Here is a 17532-nt window from a genome sequence, read left to right as displayed (position 1 = left end):
GGAATGATGCAAAAGAAAAAACGGTTGCGTGAATTCTTTGGAACAATTGCAATTGCTTGTTTGCTCGTGTTTTTGGCGAAAATTTTCGTATTTTTTCCTACGACTGTAAAAGGGGCGTCTATGAAGCCAACGTTACAAGATGGGGATAAGGTGATTGTGAATAAGTTGGCAAAGAAATTTGAAAGTTATGGGAGAGAAGATATTATTGTTGTAAAGACAGATAATTTTTATGTGAAAAGGGTTATTGGTTTGCCTGGCGATGTTATTGAGGTGAGAAATGATCAATTATATGTGAATCATGAAGTGATAGAGGAAGCGTATTTGTATAGTAATAAAAAACAAGCTGAAAAAAAACTTATGAATTTAACGGAGGACTTTGGACCAATTACAGTTCCTAAAAACAAGATTTTTGTTATGGGAGATAATCGCTTAATAAGCAGAGATAGTAGAAATGGTTTAGGACTCATTGATAAAGCTGATGTATTAGGAGAATTAGCGGCAATTTATTATCCATTTGAACATATGAAAATAATGAATTAAAGTAAAAAACCAAGCAAATTTCAGTTTGCTTGGTTTTTTATGTTAAATCGTAGGAGACTCATTAAATTCATAGACGTCTTCATTGTTTTTGTGCGTACTTAAAACGAATTTGTGTTGCAATAGTTGCAGTTTAAAGAATGCTAACGGATCGTGATAAGTTTCTGGGTTGCTTCTTAACGTTGCTAATGTTTGCTCGTCTTCCTGTATTTCAAGTTGAGCGGCTTCTACATTTTGTTTCAGTATGCTAAGTGGATCTTTAAAGAACATCATGATATCTCGTTCTAATGCGCCTTCAAATACTTCAAATTGAAGGAAGAATTGTTTTGAAATCGTTTGAGCAATTTCCGTATAGTCTTCCGTTTCAATATATTGTTTATATTTGTTTGCAAGCATAGATTGATTTTTTTGCATGTTACCAAATAGTTTTCCTGCACTCTTTAAGAAAAATTGTGTCGGTGTAAAACGTAATAAAATATTGATATTCGATACTGTAATTCTATTGGTCATGCGTACAACATCTCGATGCCAATCATCTAGTAATTTGAAATCGCAAGGAAGTTTCATTCGTTCTTCTTTATATAATTTATTAAACGTTTCACTCATTTCATCTAAATAAGATTGAGCTTGAATAAATTCATTATGTGCTGTTTCAATCCACTCTTGAATAAACCCAGTAAATTTAGGGAGAAGCACTTGCTGTACATGTTTTTGAATTCGTTCGTTCATCGCAGTATTTAATTCTTCATGAACTAATTTGAAATCACTATCTTCTTGAACAAGGTCAGAGCAGCTCTGTAATAATTCAGGAATTTGAGAATGGATATCTCTTGTGATTTCTTCTTTCGTTAAAAGATAAGATTCTGTAATAGAACGAATTTTATCTTTTTCAAGAGCAGTAAGATTGTTAATAAATCCGTTTAGTTTTACTGAGATATGTTTATTCCAGCGTACTGATTTGACTAATGTATTTTCTAATTCCACACGTTCATTTACAAGATATGCGATTGTCTTTTGAGTAAACCATATTAGTTTTTCGATACGTTCTTGTTCTATATCGCGTTCTGCTAGATTAGAAAGAATAGACTCTGTCACGTCCCCAAGTTGTTGGCTCCCCTCTTGTGAAGGAGAGTATGGGAAGAACTGCGCATTTGGGAAATGGACTTTCATCTTACTCATTAGTTTTTCATTCGTATCCGCATTATTTGTATGTAATACGAAATGAATTTGTAAGTTTGGTACTTGTTCACGTAAATAAAGTAATGTATCAAGTTCTTCACCATGTAACGATGAAGCAGAATTTAATACGTAAATAAGGCTATCTGCGGCTTGTAAGTATTCAAAATATGAGCTGTTTTTATCCACTTGTCCTCGAACAGATGGTGTAACAAGAAATGCAAATTTATTCTTTCTCAAAAATCTACTTGGTAATTTAATTTCTATACATTTGTTCTCAAGTTCTGATTGTTCAGGTGTAGCCATTATTTGATGGAATTCATCAAAGTTCGGTATATTGTGCACATCTAACGCAGTGAATTCTGTTATTTCAGTTTGGCTATCATCTTTAAATAGAATAGGAGTTGTTATAGTTTCAGTTAAGATGTTCTCTCCTAATATTGAATTGACGAATGATAATTTATCATAGTCACTAGTTCCCGAAATTAGTAATTTTGTAACATTTAAATCACATAGTTCATGAACGAGTAACGTAAATTGATGACTTAAATCTACATCATTTTTTTCAGCCCATACAGCAATTGTTTCGAATAAATGAGAAACAGTTTCCATATTCACATTTGTTTCAGCTGTTGAATTAGAGAGTAGGGCTCCCGCACTTTTTACGAGTAATGACTCTAAAGTTGTAGGTGAAACTTCATTCCACGCTAACACTGCAGCAGAGACGAATAGGGCGTCTTTTGCTCTCGTTAAACTAAACCAATTGGTTAATAAGTCAGGTACAAGTCCTTGCATTTCATGCATGAAATGTTCACCAGTAATTAATTCAAAGTACGTATCTTGATAGCGTTCAACAATTTCATGCCAATCGTCATTGTTGTCTGTCTCAATATGTAAGAATAAATGATTGATTGTTTGAATCCAAGGTAGATGTGATTTTTCATTTTGATAGCTGTTCCAAAGAGCAATAACAAGTTCCTTAAATTGGACTTGATCAATTGCATATAAAGCTTTTAAAGATTCATAGAAATATTCTGGTTTGATTTGTTTCGTAAATCCTTGATTCACATAATTAATTAAAGTATCGAACCAGTGTAATGATTTTGTTCGAATTCCTTCTTGAACGGCAAGTTCGATGGCGTTATTCCAATCTTCTTGTTTTTCATAGAATGAACGAGCAATTGAAGTAATATTTGGATAGTCAGGTTGAAATGCAACAGCCTCACTAATCGTCTTAAATGCTAGACCTAAACGATCTTGTTCGATATAAAGAGAAAGAAGTTGTAAGGAAACTTCCATTGTAAGAGTTGTATCTTCCGTTTGGATAGATTGATACATTTCTTCTGCCTTTGGTAAGAATCCTAGTTCAAAATAAGCATCTGCAATATTCTTGGTTGCCCAAAGTGCAAGCTCATTATTTACTTTCTCCCATTTAAATATTGCTGCTTCAAAGTCTTTATTTTGGTAATACAATTCACCTTGAGCAAAGCGAATATTAGAAATGTTGGAGAATTCATTTGTAGATTCATTTATATATGCTTCACCGAGTACTTCTGATACTGGAGTAGAAGTTTTTTCTGTTAAAAATGTTTTATAGTAAACCTTTTGGATAAATTGATTTTCAATGGTCATGTTCGTTCCCCCTGTATAATTTAGAAAAATGATGTTGTATGTAAAGGGTGCATGTTCTTTTAATAGGTAGAAGTTGCATTATATCGACCAAACTATGTTTTTGCTAGGTATATCATTTTTCCTGAGAGTTAAACCGTTGCGAAAAGTAACTTTCCTTTATTGTAACAAAAAAACAAGCATATGAATTTTTATTTTTTAATCATGGTATTTGTGGATAGTAAGATTAGTCCTTCAAGAGGAGATGGATATAAGGAAAGAAGGCGGGAGTCTAGCACGTGATTGATGTGTACTAAGAATGAGCGAGGTCACTGATTAATAGTTCAATTTCTGTCTGCTAAAGGAATGGATAGAAGTAGAGTTCATTATAAAAACAATGTATAGTGAATATGTATACCATGTTTGTCTGAAAGATAGAAAGGGCACAATGTGGAATAACGATCGTGTATAGGATGTGTCTTCCGAATGGAACAACATATTGGCGAGTTAATCGCACATTATGGGTATTTTGGAATTATTATAGCTTTAGCTGGCGGGATTGTTGGATTACCGATACCAGACGAGTTTTTATTGACCTTCGTTGGTTATAACGTTTCAAAAGGCGTTATGTCAGGAACAGCTGCGTTTTTAAGTGGGATGGCTGGTGCGATGTTAGGCATTACATTAAGCTACATATTAGGTTTAAAACTTGGACTCCCTGTGTTAAAAAAATATGGACCGAAAATTAGAATTAAAGAACATCACATTGAAAAAACACATATTTTATTTGAAAAATATGGCCCATTTCTTTTAATAGTTGGTTATTTTATCCCAGGAGTACGTCATTTAACAGCGTATTTTGCTGGGATGTCGAATTTAACACTTTGGCGTTTTTGTTTGTACGCTTACGGTGGTGCACTTATTTGGATAAGTGTTTTTATTGGACTTGGCTGGAAGTTAGGAGAGAAGTGGCGTTTCGTTGAGTATAGTTTGCATCATTATGGAATATGGATTTTATCCATTTCAGTAGTTGTTACATGTGTCGTATGGTTTTACATAAAGAAAAAGAAAAACCGCGAGTAGCGGTTTTTTAGCTGAAAGCGATAAATAGTACACCAGCTGTAATAAAGACAACACCAATACCAGTCATAAAGTTTAACTTTTCGCCGAGTATAATCATAGCGAGAATGATAGAAAATACGACACTTAATTTATCGACAGGAGCTACTTGTGAAACCTTTCCTGTTTTAAGGGCAAGAAAATAAAATAGCCATGACGAAGCACCTGCAATTCCGCTTAATGTGATAAAGAGCAGTGCTTTTTTATTTAGAAGTACATCGCCAATATTTTGAAATTTACCTTGTATAATAATAACGCCTACCATAAATAATGCCATGATAATAGAACGAACCGTCGTAGCAACATTGGCATCGATTCCATCTAAACCAATCTTACCGAAAATAGATACAAGGGCAGCAGCAATTGCTGATAATAGTGCGAACAAGAGCCATGAACTCATAGTAAAATTCCTCCAATCTTACATTATTATACATGAAAACCATTCTCATGTATAAAGTGAATGGGGTTTTACCGCCTCGCAACGAGCTGGATAGATAACATAATAATCCCCACCTTATATTTTTCATAAGGTGGGGATTATTATACTACTCTGCAATTTCTTCATATAAAAAATACGTTACATTATAAATATGTTCTACTTCATCGTCTGTCATAAATAATAATTCGTCACGCTCAATCCCTTTTTTCTTTTCGATAAACTCAATCATGTTTTTGCGTTCTTCTCTTTTCATCAATTTTATTTCTCCTCTCAATCTGTTTTAATACAGTTTATTTAAGTTACTGCTATTATATAACAGAATCTTTAGAAAGTTCCACCTATTTTATTGTTTTTTTCAGAAGAACTTTTCGACAAAACAAGCCCACCTAAAGGTGGGCTTGTTTCACTTTATAGTCGTAAAAACTCGGGCTCCGTCGTACCCGCACCATCGATGTAATAAATTGTATCGGGGTTGATTTTAATTAGTACATAATTAGGGTCTTCAGGACCGAGTAACCAACGCTTTAAGCTATTACTCCAAAACTTGTTTTTTAATGTGGAGTCTTCCTCGATGGAGGCTAAGCCTTCCACTTCGATATAATCTTCATCTAATTTTTTTCCTTCACGACCAAGTAGTACATGTACATTTGGATTGTTTTTAATATCTGTTATCTTTTTTGATTGTCGATCTGTTGCAACATACAGTACAAAATCTTCGTGGAAAAACATCATAAAGGCGCTATGAGGTTTCTCATTTCGTACTGTAGATAATACACCGGTACGTTGACCTTGAATAATAGTTGCGATTTTTTCTTTTAAGTGCATAATTTTAACCCCTTTTCATAATTTATAATTCTGTCTGTTTCAACAAGGTAATTTAAATATCTTTCATACTGTTTTCTTCAATCCGATTTTTTAAACGCAATTGTGATGAAATCGGACAAGTTAGGAGAAGAATAATAATAATATCGAGGAGAAATACATACGATGGAAGGATGGAAAGCATGTTTAATAAAATATTTCTTATAGTGGCGCTTATAGGTGTACCACTGTCTGTACTTGGGAAAACACTTCATTGGCCTCAAACAATTATGTTTGCTGTGTATTGTATTACGATTATCGCATTAGCGGGTTTTATGGGGAGAGCGACAGAAAGTTTGGCAATTGTATCTGGTCCTAGAATAGGTGGATTATTAAATGCTACTTTCGGTAATGCCGTTGAACTAATCATTTCAATTTTTGCCCTTCAGGCAGGATTAATTGAAGTTGTGTTAGCTTCTTTAACGGGTTCTGTACTTGGAAATTTATTATTAGTAGGAGGGCTATCCTTCTTTGTGGGAGGGCTTAAATATAAGAGACAAAGTTTTAATGTATATGATGCAAGGCATAATTCGGCTTTATTAATCTTTGCTGTAGTAGTAGCATTTGTTATTCCAGAGATTTTTTCAATGAAGATGGACGCTGGAAAGACGTATCAGTTAAGTATAGGTGTCTCGATTATTATGATTATTATGTACCTTGCTGCATTGCTATTTAAGTTAGTTACGCACCGTGGTGTATATCAGCAGAAAAGTGATGAAGTCGCTCATGAGGAAGAACCAGAGTGGTCGAAAGGGAAAGCATTACTCATTTTAGCGATAGCAACAATTGCGGTAGCTTATGTGTCAGAGGCGCTCGTGCATACATTTGAGACAGTTGCAAAATCATTTGGTTGGTCAGAATTGTTTATAGGTGTTATTATCGTTGCGATTGTTGGAAATGCAGCAGAACATGCATCTGCAATTATTATGGCGTATAAAAATAAAGTAAATATTGCAGTTGAGATTGCGATAGGTTCTACATTACAAATTGCCATGTTTGTTGCTCCTGTATTAGTACTGCTTTCTATGTTTTTCACGCAAAGGATGCCTTTAGTATTTACAATACCAGAACTTGTTTCTATGATTACAGCTGTTTTCTTAACGATTGCGATTTCAAATGATGGAGATACAAACTGGTTTGAAGGCGGTACTTTATTAGCTGCGTATGTCATTATGGGAATTGGTTTTTATTTATTATGAAAAATAGGCATAACAATTGTGCTCAGAGAAAACAATAAACGAAGTAGTATATATACCTTTATGTAGGAAGGAGCCAGACAGGTGAAACGAGTATACAGCATATGTCTTTCAACTATGGTCTCGTTTATTTTATTATTTCCTAACAGTGGCTTTGCAAAGACAACAGTAGAAACAAAAATGCCTTCATCTGTTTTAAATATTTCTAAAGACAATACGTTTCCAAATGATGCGCAAGATTTACCGCGTTTACAGCCGAGTAAGTTTGCTCAAGAATTATTAAAAACAGCAAATATTAAAATTGAAAATCCGGACTTAATTCGAATGTTTAATGAAACAACAATTTCGAATGCGCCGCTTGCGGTAGGGTACCGAGCAAAGATTTATTTAGGGCAATGGGCTTTACATTATGAATCGATTGATACATCGGTTAATTGGGAATATAAACAAGTGAATCGCAATGTGTACGATAATCGCGGAGGAGATCGCCTATATCCACTACGCTATAAGCAAGAAACACAAAAGACGGTTGAAGGTGATTTAACAGCAGATATGAAAGATGCTGCAGATGTGAAAAAAATGATGCTTCTCAAAGCACTTGAAAAAGTACAATTGCCACTTTCATTTAAAACGACTATTGGTTATGGTACAGGGCATGAGCGTGTGTATAATATTAGTCCGAGTCAACTTGGATATTTATACGCTTATACACCAGCGGTAAATGAAAAAGGAAAAGTAACATTTGGAGAAGTATATCTCGTATTAAAAGGAAATCAAAAAAGGCTTGTTGTAAAAAATATTACTTCTCAAGGAATTGGAGCCGCTATCCCAATTCATGATCATTTATATTTTAAATTCATTTCTTCTTCTCATTCGCAATAAGATAAAAAACGTCAGCTTATAAGCTGACGTTTTTTTATAATGTAATATTTGCTGTTTTTGATAAGAAATCTTCGGTTGGATAGTAGCTGTTTTTTACAAGAACATTCGGTCCAAGACATTTTACTGCTGGACAGTGACAGCTTAATGATTTTGCTGTTTTTGAAGCGCTCCATTTTTCATACGCTTCTTGTAACGTATTTGTTTGAATGTTACCTAGAAGTGGAACATCACCAAAGTCCGTTACAATAATATTTCCATCAAAAATATTTACATTTAAACGAGAACGGCCATCTGGATCGTTACGAACAGTTACATTTTTGCTCTTTTGTAATTTTTTAAATGTGGCAATGTCTCGCTCATCATCGCTACAAGCATAGAAAGGTAAAGTTCCAAATAACATCCATACATTTTCATCGCGAATTTCTAGTAAATGCTCAATTGCATCACGAATTTCAGCTTTTGTTAAAATCTCTAGATTACTCGCGAAGTCACTTGGATACATTGGGTGAACCTCATGACGTTTACATCCCATTTCATCAACGATTTGACGATGAATATGCTCAATGTGTGGTAGAGTTCGTTTATTCAACATCGTTTCGGCTGATACGAGTACACCTGCATCTGATAGAGCTTTACTATTTGTGATCATACGTTCAAATAATTTTGCACGCTGTTCATACGTAGGTTTACGCTCCATCATTGCAAATCCGCCTTCAACGAAGTCGTCAATTGTTCCCCAGTTATGAGATATATGCAATACGTCTAAATAGGGAATAATTTGTTCGTAACGTGCTAAATCTATAGTTAAGTTTGAGTTGATTTGAGTGCGAACACCTCGTTCGTGGGCGTATTTTAAGAGTGGTGTTACATAGTTGTCGACGGATTTTTTTGAAAGCATAGGTTCTCCGCCAGTAATACTTAAAGAACGTAAATGAGGAATCTCATCTAATCGTTTTAATAAAAGATCCATCGGAAGCGGATTCGGGTCTTTCGGCTGTAACGTGTAACCAACAGCGCAATGCTCACAGCGCATATTGCATAACGTCGTTGTTGTAAACTCAACATTTGTTAATAGTAGTTTGCCGTACTCTTCAAGGTCCATATACGCTTCCCATGGATCGTAAGAAGGAGTAATCGGCTTCATTTTTTGTGATATCGTCATATGAAATACTCCTTTGACTATTGAAATAACAATTTGTCCATCCTCTATAATAGAAGAATATGTGCTTTTTATAAAGCGAAACTTTTTAGAGGAAAAAGAGAGAGGGCTTACATTATAGTGAATAACCGTGACAAAATTGATGAAATTACATACCCATTGTAATCATTTTTGCGGTATAATAAAAGCAACTCGAATTAAAAGGAGAGTGCCTTCATGGGAAAAGCAATTCAAGATAAAGATACACAATTAGTATATTTAAAAGAACGTTTAAATATGTTCATTGAAGTAATTGATACAATTGAACCTGAAGAAGTAGAATTAGAAGATGTAGATCGTCTTCTTGCAATGCTAGATGAATTAGAATTAAAATGTGAGCAATTTAAAAAAGACGAATAATATATTAAAAAGGCTGCCAATTCCAATTTGGTAGCCTTTTTCTGTGCGGATAATAGAAGGACGATAGAAAAAGAGGTATAATCAAGTTGTGAAAAATTTCATGTATGCTTGAATAGCGTGAAACAAATAAAAAGCTGCAGAGCATAATAGTGGAAATTTCAGTTCATAACGTTTTGGTAGCGTTCACAATTGAGGGGGAAGTAACAATGGAAAAGCTTCAAGAAAGCATGTATCAACTAATTGTTGAAACGTCAACGAACTTACCGAAAGATGTTCGTCGTGCGATTCAACAAGCGAAAGAGCGAGAAAATGCAGGGACTCGTTCTGCGATGGCACTTGGCACAATTACAAATAATATTAAAATGGCTGATGATAACATCTCGCCAATTTGCCAAGATACAGGGATGCCAACGTTTAAAATTTATACACCAGTTGGTGTGAATCAATTAAAGTTGAAGGAAGCTATCTATAATGCGCTTGAGCGGGCGACAAAAGATGGTAAACTTCGTCCAAATTCTGTTGATTCTCTTTTTGGAGACAATAGTGGAAATAATTTAGGACCAGGTACACCGGTTATTAAGTTTGAACAATGGGAAAAAGATTATATTGATGCACGTTTAATCCTAAAGGGGGGTGGCTGTGAGAATAAAAATATTCAGTATAGCTTACCGTGTGAACTAGAAGGACTTGGACGAGCTGGCCGTGATTTAGAAGGGATTCGTAAATGCCTTCTTCATGCGGTATATCAAGCACAAGGTCAAGGATGTAGTGCAGGTGTAATTGGTGTTGGTATCGGGGGAGACCGCACATCAGGTTACGAATTAGCAAAAAATCAATTATTCCGTACATTAGATGATGTCAATCCAATCCCAGAATTACAACAACTTGAAGAATATGTATTAGAAAATGCGAATAAGCTTGGCATTGGTACGATGGGATTTGGCGGAGAAACAACTTTACTTGGCTGTAAAATTGGCGTGTATAACCGTCTGCCAGCTAGTTTCTACGTATCTGTGGCGTATAATTGCTGGGCATACCGTCGCCTTGGTGTAACAATCCATCCTGAAACAGGTGAAATTATGGATTGGTTATATCAAGAAGGTGAAGATACACTGGAGCAAGAAGTACAAGAAAAAACGGAGCAGCGTGAAATTGTATTACAAGCGCCAATTACAGAAGAGCAAATTCGTGAACTTCGCGTTGGTGATGTTGTAACAATTAATGGCATGATGTATACAGGTCGTGACGCAATTCATAAGCATTTAATGGATAACGATTGTCCAGTAGATTTAAATGGACAAATTATTTACCACTGTGGTCCAGTTGTTGTGAAAGATGAAAATGACAATTGGCAAATTAAAGCGGCAGGTCCAACGACAAGTATTCGTGAAGAACCGTACCAAGGTGATATTATGAAGAAATTCGGTATTAGAGCTGTCATTGGAAAAGGCGGCATGGGTGCGAAAACATTAGCAGCTTTAGAAGAACACGGTGGTGTATATTTAAACGCAATCGGTGGTGCAGCGCAATATTATGCTGAATGTATTAAAGAAGTGAAAGATGTTGATTTCTTACAATTTGGTATTCCAGAGGCAATGTGGCATTTACGTATCGATGGATTTAAAGCAGTTGTAACGATGGATTCTCACGGTAATAGCTTACATGCAGATGTTGATAAAACATCACTTGAAAAATTAGCTAGCTTTAAAGAGCCAGTATTTAAGTAAACAAAAATGCATCTCGAACGATTCGAGATGCATTTTTTTGGTATATATAGAAAAACATGTTCAGCATGAAAGAATGCGTAGCAACAGAAACTACGAGTACGATTATATATGGAAAGGAGACTATTTATGAAACATAAATGGTTATATATCGGTCTCATTTTTTCAATTATGATGGCACTTGTTCCAGTTTCGGCACTAGCTTATACAAATACTCCACATAACTGGGGAATCCCGCGCCCTAAAAATGAAACAGTACCAGATGCAGGAAAGTTATATACAGATTTGCTACAAAAAAATGGTGGTTTTTATTTAGGGGATACGAAGAAAAAGGATATTTATTTAACATTTGATAATGGATATGAGAATGGATACACAGGAAAAATCTTAGACGTATTAAAAGAGAAAAAAGTACCAGCAACTTTCTTTGTAACGGGGCATTATATTAAAACACAAAAAGATTTATTGTTAAGAATGAAGAATGAAGGACACATTATTGGAAACCATTCGTGGAGCCATCCTGATTTCACAGCGGTAAATGATGAGAAACTTCGTCAAGAATTAACGAGTGTAACGGAAGAAATTAAAAAAGTAACCGGGCAAAAAGAAGTGAAATATGTACGTCCCCCGCGCGGCGTATTTAGTGAAAGAACGTTAGCTCTTACGAAAGAAATGGGCTACTATAATGTATTTTGGTCACTTGCATTTTTGGATTGGAAAGTGGATGAGCAAAGAGGATGGCAATATGCGCATAATAATGTTATGACGATGATTCATCCAGGATCTATTTTATTACTTCATGCAATATCAAAAGATAATGCAGAAGCACTTGCGAAAATCATTGATGATTTGCGCGAGAAAGGGTATCATTTTAAAAGTCTAGATGACTTAGTAAAAAGCAATCAACCGTAAGCATGTATGCTTGCGGTTTTCTCATGCTATAATGATGTGTAAAAAGGATGGGGAAACGTATGTGGAGCGAACATGTTACGTTAGAGTATCCGTATCATTTTGAAGAAGTATTAAAACGTTTATCTTTTGATCCTCTTAACGTCATTCAATTAGATGAGAAAGTTATTTATGTCCCGCTTTGTATAGACGAGGAACAGATTGTTGTTCGCCTGCAAGGAATTGGTACTGTTCAAAATCCACAGTTTTGGATTTCTAGTCAGACAGGAGATCCAGAGAAAGTTATGAAACGAATGAGGGCCATTTTTCATTGGAATGAACCGTTTCAAGATATACAAAATCATTTTTTAAACACATCATTACGTCCACTATTTGAAACATATGCTTATACTCCAATTATTTTAGAATTTGATTATTTTGCTTGTCTTCTTCGCTGTATCATTCATCAACAAATAAATTTGAAATTTGCTACTGTGTTAACAGAACAGTTTGTGAAACGATATGGAACAGAAAAGAACGGTGTATTCTTTTTCCCCACTCCAGAAATAGTAGCAAATATTTCAATAGAGGAATTGAGAGAGCAGAAGTTTAGTCAGCGAAAGGCTGAATATATAGTAGGATTAGGTCGAAGTATTGCCAGCGGTACATTAAATTTAGCGAGTATAGAAACCAAGGCGGAAGAAGAGATTTCAGCACAATTGTTACCAATTAGGGGGATTGGTACATGGACAGTGCAAAATTTTTTAATGTTTGGGCTTGGACGGAAAAACATGTTTCCGAAAGCGGACATTGGGATTCAGCGTGCAGTACAAGGTGTATTTCAATTAGATGATAAGCCTGATGATGCATTTTTAGAAAAAGTGAAACAAGAGTGTGAACCATACTGCAGTTATGCAGCGTTATATTTATGGAAAAGTATAGAGTAGAGGTGTAATAATGATACAAAAGCAACATGAGAGTAAGTTGGAAGTTGGTCAAACGTTCCCTGTGACAATTAAACGTCTTGGGATTAACGGAGAAGGCGTTGGTTATTTTAAGAGACAAGTTGTTTTCATTCCAGGGGCATTACCAGGAGAAGAAGTTGTTGCAGAAACAACGAAAATTCAGCGTGGCTTCGCTGAAGCGAAAGTGAAAAAAGTTCGTAAAGCTTCACCACATCGTGTGAAAGCACCATGTCCGGTATATGAAGAGTGTGGCGGTTGCCAATTGCAACATTTAGACTATAAAGAACAATTAAATCAAAAGCGTGATATCGTTGTACAAGCATTCCAGAAGTATATGAACAACGGTTTGGAAGAGAAAATTCGTCCGACGCTTGGCATGGAAAATCCATGGCATTATCGTAATAAGAGTCAACTACAAGTGGGGCGTAAAGACGAAAAGGTTATTACAGGACTGTATAAACAAAATTCACATCAGTTAATTGATATTGCTCATTGTATGATTCAACATAAAGCAACGAATGAAGCGACAAAAGTTGTAAGACGTATTTTAGAAAAATTAAATGTTTCTATTTACAATGAGAAAAAACAAAAAGGTTTAGTACGTACAATTGTGACACGTACTGCAGTTCAAACAGGGGAAGTACAAGTTACACTTATTACAACAAAAGAAGAGTTGCCAAATAAAGAACAATTTATTGCAGAAGTACAAAAACAGATGCCAGCTGTTAAATCAATTATGCAAAATGTAAACTGGCGTAAAACATCTGTTATTTTCGGTGATAAAACATTTAAATTAGCTGGAAAAGAAGTAATTCAAGAAACACTTGGTGATTTATCATTTGAATTATCAGCACGTGCATTCTTCCAGTTGAATCCAGAACAAACGGTTGTTTTATACAATGAAGCGAAAAAAGCCGCTGCTTTAACTGGCAATGAGAAAATTGTAGATGCGTATTGTGGTGTTGGTACAATCGGACTTTGGCTTGCAAATGATGCAGCGGAAGTACGTGGTATGGATGTAATTCCAGAAGCAATTGCAGACGCAAGAAAAAATGCGAAGCGTCACGGATTTACAAATACGAAATATGAAGCAGGTAAAGCTGAACAATGGCTACCGAAATGGGTAAAAGAAGGATGGCGTCCAGATGTAATTGTTGTCGATCCACCTCGTACAGGTTGCGATGATAAATTACTGGAAACAATTTTAAAAGTGAAGCCGAAACAAGTTGTTTACGTATCTTGTAACCCTTCTTCATTAGCACGTGATGTACAAGCGTTAATGAAGAGCTATGAAGTGGAATATGTACAACCAGTTGATATGTTCCCGCATACAGCTCATGTAGAAAATGTAGTGAAGCTTGTTAGAAAGTAAAGTGTATTTATATTCCCTCACGATATGAGGGAATATTTTCTATGAAGGAGAATAAAATGAACAATTATAAATTAACGATTCAGTACGATGGTGCACGTTTTAAAGGATGGCAACGTCTAGGTAATAACGATAATACGATTCAAGGAAAAATCGAAAGTGTCATTTCCGAAATGGTCGGAAAAGAAATTGAAATTATCGGTTGTAGTAGAACAGACGCTGGTGTACATGCTTTGAATCAAGTTGCTAACTTTCAAAGTGATGAGAAGTTAGTGGAACATAAAGTAAAAAAATATTTAAATCAATATTTGCCAAATGATATTAGCATTACAAATGTGGAAGAAGTACATGATCGATTCCATGCTCGTTACAATTCTAAAGCAAAAACATATCTGTATAAAATTTGGAATGAAGAGCATACGAACCCATTTATGCGTAAATACAGCATGCATGTGAATAAAAAATTAAATGTGAAAAGCATGAAAGAAGCTGCGAAACATTTAGTTGGTTCACATGACTTTACTGCTTTTTCAAATGCAAAATCAAAGAAAAAGTCTATGGTGCGAGAAGTATATACACTTGATGTGATGGAAGAGGCAGGATTTGTACAAATTAGAGTAAGTGGTAACGGATTCCTTCATAACATGGTACGAAAAATTGTTGGAGCATTAATTGAAGTTGGATTAGGACAATTAGATGCAGAGGCGATTCCACACATTTTAGAGGCGAAACAACGTAATCAGATTAATTGCCTTGCTGAGGCAAGTGGTTTGTATTTGGAGAATGTTGAGTTTTAATAATCAGTAAAAAAATCGAGCGGTGTAGGCTCGATTTTTTTATGCTTTAGCGTTAAGAAGATCTTTCTTTCTTCATACGTATCTTCAAATTCCAAAAAGCAGCAAGCATAATAGCTGCAAAAGAGCCGCTAAGTGTTGCTAGTAGCTTTGCATAAGGATAGGCATTTATATCAACTAGTAACATCATACATACAATGGTAGGGAAAAAGGCTAAGTATTGTAATAACTTTAACTTTGTATTACTACTCATATATATCATTCCTTTCAAGTATGTTATATGTTAATTATATCATATTTTACCAATTTTTTATTTGTACTTGGAAACAGATTGATCCCGTTTTAATAGGCAATAAAAGACTAATTGGTGAGGGCTAGTCATCAGTCGAAGATGGACAAAACCGCCACTGATTAAAGTCTTATTTTATATGTGTAAATGCAGTTTTTTAATTCGATATTGTAAGTTTTGTCTACTTAATCCTAAAAACTTTGCAGCTTGTGAGATATTACCGTGATATTCTTTTAGAATTTGATTGATGTAGTTCTTTTCCATTGCTTCTATTGTGTGTTTTAATGTTTTAGGTGTATCAGTATCGTTATTAGTTAGGAAAGGTTGCGTATTGAATTCTTTTTTTATTCGTTCGCGAAAGCGAGTGGGAAGATGAAACGCTGTAATAATATTTTCATCTTCAACCAAGTTCATTGAACCTTCAATGATATGTTCCAATTCTCTTACGTTTCCAGGCCAATCATATGCATACAAAAATTCTCTTACATGCACATCTACATCTGTTACACTAAGTCCAAATTGAATGTTGTATTTTTCGATAAAGTGTTGAACAAGAGCCGGAATATCGTCTTTTCGTTCACGTAAAGGCGGGAGGCATAAAGTAACGACACTTAATCGATAATATAAGTCTTCCCGTAATCGATTGTGTGTCATAGCTTCAAGAGGGTCTTCATTAATAGTTGCTATAATGCGAACATCAATTTCTTTTTCTTGTGTGCCTCCGATTCTTCGTATTGTTTTTTCTTGTATAGCTCGCAGTAATTTCGCTTGAAGCGCTGGACTTAATGAGTTAATCTCATCTAATAGTAAAGTTCCTCCGTTTGCTTCTTCAAATAAACCAGCTTTATCAATAGCTCCTGTAAATGCACCGCGGTTCGTACCAAATAATAAGCTTTCCATGAGTGTATCAGGTATAGCGGCACAGTTTTGTGAAATAAATGGTTTGCCTGAACGCTGGCTTTCATTATGGATACTTTGTGCAAATAGTTCTTTCCCAGTGCCTGTCTCTCCTACGAGAAGTATAGAGGAGGATGTACGAATTACCCTTTTCCCTTCCGCAATGATTGATTGAATGGCTTCAGAATCACCAATTATGTGATCAAAGGTAAACTTATTATTTTGTTTTCGGGAAAGGTTTGTTTTCATTGTTTGTTTAGAATTGCTAATCTCTTTTGAAATTTCAATAGCGCCTTTAATTTTTCCATTTTCTATTATAGGGAAAGTATTGTTAATCGTCGTAATTTCTTGCCCTTTATTGTTAAAGTATGTTTGTTTTATATTTTTGTTTGTTTTTCCTAATTTTAATGCTTCTATAAGAGTACTATTTTTATTTTCTTCAAATGCGAATACTTCTAAAGGATTTTTATATAACACATCTGAGCGTTCCATTGATTCAATTTCCATCATTTTGCGGTTATAGATAATCGTTTTACTTTCCTCATTAATAATATGAATCCCGATATCGAGTTCATTGAGTAAAGTTTCATATAGCATATTCATTTCAATGATCTGTTTTAAATTAATTTCTTCTGTACGCATAGATTATCTTCTCCTCATTTCACCCTATGAAGACTGACTTTTTATAATTTTATTAAAATTCTTATAAAACCGCAAAATTTTTTTGCTATTTTCTTTTTAAAACTTCTTAAATGCTAGAAAAATTTTGCGGTTATGAAGTTTTTTTTGTGAGAAACCTTCATTTTAAATAGGAATTGGAGATTGGTACGCATTTTGCATAAATAATAATTGAAATTTTTAAAGGAGGGATATGCAACGTTTCAGTACCAACTAATAAGAAGGAGGAATTTATAAAGTGAAGACGGTTATAGAAGGCGTGTATAGTCCTTGTTACGGGAAAGTAGAGAAGTTATTTGTTACGGAAAGTTCTTACGTATACGAATGGGAGAAATTAGCGTTAATTGAAACAATAGATAAACAGAAAGTAGAAATTAAGGTAGGAATCAGTGGGTATATCGAGTCATTAGAAGTAGTAGAAGGACAAGCTATCGCTGATAAAAAGTTATTAATAACAGTGAGGGATGATCTTTTAATAACAGGTAGTGATTAATACTATGTATTTTGCTCTTTTCAATAATTATTTTTCGTATAAAAAAAATAAAAACGCTT

At 34.7% G+C, this 17532-nt stretch carries 18 protein-coding genes; 11 read left to right on the top strand and 7 right to left on the bottom strand.

Features of this window, described 5'->3' with window-relative positions; genetic code table 11:
- Positions 1-3 precede the first annotated feature (3 nt).
- Positions 4-540 carry a signal peptidase I gene (gene lepB, locus PDQ40_RS19455; protein ID WP_000983293.1) on the top strand — a complete coding sequence of 179 codons (537 nt, stop codon included), beginning with the start codon at positions 4-6 and terminating at the stop codon, positions 538-540.
- A 42-nt stretch (positions 541-582) separates the two neighbouring features.
- On the opposite strand, the gene PDQ40_RS19450 is transcribed toward lepB, so the two are convergent.
- A complete protein-coding gene (locus PDQ40_RS19450; RefSeq protein ID WP_074542691.1) occupies positions 583-3345 on the bottom strand; it encodes a tetratricopeptide repeat protein in 2763 nt (920 codons plus the stop codon).
- 462 nt (positions 3346-3807) lie between these two features.
- Here PDQ40_RS19450 and PDQ40_RS19445 point away from each other — a divergent pair, with 462 nt between their 5' ends.
- Complete coding sequence (locus tag PDQ40_RS19445; protein ID WP_000434856.1) at positions 3808-4404, top strand: DedA family protein; 597 nt, start codon at positions 3808-3810, stop codon at positions 4402-4404.
- 7 nt (positions 4405-4411) lie between these two features.
- On the opposite strand, the gene PDQ40_RS19440 is transcribed toward PDQ40_RS19445, so the two are convergent.
- From PDQ40_RS19440 to PDQ40_RS19430, 3 genes are all read right to left on the bottom strand, one after another.
- A complete protein-coding gene (locus PDQ40_RS19440; RefSeq protein ID WP_000100304.1) occupies positions 4412-4840 on the bottom strand; it encodes an EamA family transporter in 429 nt (142 codons plus the stop codon).
- 145 nt (positions 4841-4985) lie between these two features.
- The gene (locus PDQ40_RS19435; RefSeq protein WP_000817786.1) at positions 4986-5132 is read right to left on the bottom strand and encodes a BH0509 family protein; all 147 of its coding nucleotides are present in this window, start codon (positions 5130-5132) and stop codon (positions 4986-4988) included.
- Between the two features lie 155 nt (positions 5133-5287).
- Entirely contained in the window at positions 5288-5704 is a 417-nt protein-coding gene (locus PDQ40_RS19430) for a pyridoxamine 5'-phosphate oxidase family protein (RefSeq protein WP_000550222.1), read from the bottom strand.
- Between the two features lie 179 nt (positions 5705-5883).
- On the opposite strand from PDQ40_RS19430, the gene cax reads away from it, so the two are divergent.
- Positions 5884-6939 (top strand): calcium/proton exchanger, encoded by a 1056-nt coding sequence (gene cax / locus PDQ40_RS19425; RefSeq protein ID WP_000482147.1) that lies wholly within the window; start codon positions 5884-5886, stop codon positions 6937-6939.
- Between the two features lie 81 nt (positions 6940-7020).
- Positions 7021-7818: a YfkD famly protein gene (locus tag PDQ40_RS19420; RefSeq protein WP_001992424.1), complete on the top strand. Its 798-nt coding sequence runs from the start codon at positions 7021-7023 to the stop codon at positions 7816-7818.
- A gap of 34 nt (positions 7819-7852) precedes the next feature.
- Here PDQ40_RS19420 and yfkAB read toward each other — a convergent pair whose 3' ends face one another.
- Entirely contained in the window at positions 7853-8980 is a 1128-nt protein-coding gene (gene yfkAB / locus PDQ40_RS19415; protein ID WP_000156010.1) for a radical SAM/CxCxxxxC motif protein YfkAB, read from the bottom strand.
- Positions 8981-9193: 213 nt separating this feature from the next.
- On the opposite strand from yfkAB, the gene PDQ40_RS19410 reads away from it, so the two are divergent.
- The 6 genes from PDQ40_RS19410 (at position 9194) to truA (ending at position 15119) form a co-directional block, all read left to right on the top strand.
- Entirely contained in the window at positions 9194-9376 is a 183-nt protein-coding gene (locus tag PDQ40_RS19410) for an SE1561 family protein (RefSeq protein WP_000513558.1), read from the top strand.
- A 206-nt stretch (positions 9377-9582) separates the two neighbouring features.
- Complete coding sequence (gene fumA, locus PDQ40_RS19405; protein ID WP_000413517.1) at positions 9583-11103, top strand: class I fumarate hydratase; 1521 nt, start codon at positions 9583-9585, stop codon at positions 11101-11103.
- A gap of 126 nt (positions 11104-11229) precedes the next feature.
- Positions 11230-12012, top strand: a complete 783-nt coding sequence (pdaA, locus tag PDQ40_RS19400; RefSeq protein WP_000681213.1) for a delta-lactam-biosynthetic de-N-acetylase — start codon at positions 11230-11232, stop codon at positions 12010-12012.
- Between the two features lie 59 nt (positions 12013-12071).
- The gene (locus tag PDQ40_RS19395) at positions 12072-12935 is read left to right on the top strand and encodes a DNA-3-methyladenine glycosylase family protein (protein WP_000269439.1); all 864 of its coding nucleotides are present in this window, start codon (positions 12072-12074) and stop codon (positions 12933-12935) included.
- 10 nt (positions 12936-12945) lie between these two features.
- On the top strand, positions 12946-14325 hold the full coding sequence (rlmD, locus tag PDQ40_RS19390; protein ID WP_000615223.1) for a 23S rRNA (uracil(1939)-C(5))-methyltransferase RlmD: 1380 nt from the start codon (positions 12946-12948) through the stop codon (positions 14323-14325).
- 56 nt (positions 14326-14381) lie between these two features.
- Complete coding sequence (gene truA, locus PDQ40_RS19385; protein WP_001067307.1) at positions 14382-15119, top strand: tRNA pseudouridine(38-40) synthase TruA; 738 nt, start codon at positions 14382-14384, stop codon at positions 15117-15119.
- A 52-nt stretch (positions 15120-15171) separates the two neighbouring features.
- Here truA and PDQ40_RS19380 read toward each other — a convergent pair whose 3' ends face one another.
- Together PDQ40_RS19380 and PDQ40_RS19375 are read right to left on the bottom strand one after the other, a co-directional pair.
- Positions 15172-15369 carry a hypothetical protein gene (locus PDQ40_RS19380; protein WP_000097847.1) on the bottom strand — a complete coding sequence of 66 codons (198 nt, stop codon included), beginning with the start codon at positions 15367-15369 and terminating at the stop codon, positions 15172-15174.
- A gap of 171 nt (positions 15370-15540) precedes the next feature.
- Positions 15541-16944 carry a sigma-54 interaction domain-containing protein gene (locus tag PDQ40_RS19375; protein ID WP_001258442.1) on the bottom strand — a complete coding sequence of 468 codons (1404 nt, stop codon included), beginning with the start codon at positions 16942-16944 and terminating at the stop codon, positions 15541-15543.
- A gap of 274 nt (positions 16945-17218) precedes the next feature.
- Between PDQ40_RS19375 and PDQ40_RS19370 the strand changes: the two genes are divergently transcribed.
- Positions 17219-17473 (top strand): biotin/lipoyl-containing protein, encoded by a 255-nt coding sequence (locus tag PDQ40_RS19370; protein WP_000859492.1) that lies wholly within the window; start codon positions 17219-17221, stop codon positions 17471-17473.
- The last annotated feature ends 59 nt before the right edge of the window (positions 17474-17532 follow it).

Source organism: Bacillus cereus group sp. Bc061 (assembly GCF_027715825.1).
GTDB classification, from domain to species: domain Bacteria; phylum Bacillota; class Bacilli; order Bacillales; family Bacillaceae_G; genus Bacillus_A; species Bacillus_A paranthracis.
This window is presented reverse-complemented; position numbering and strand designations above follow the sequence as displayed.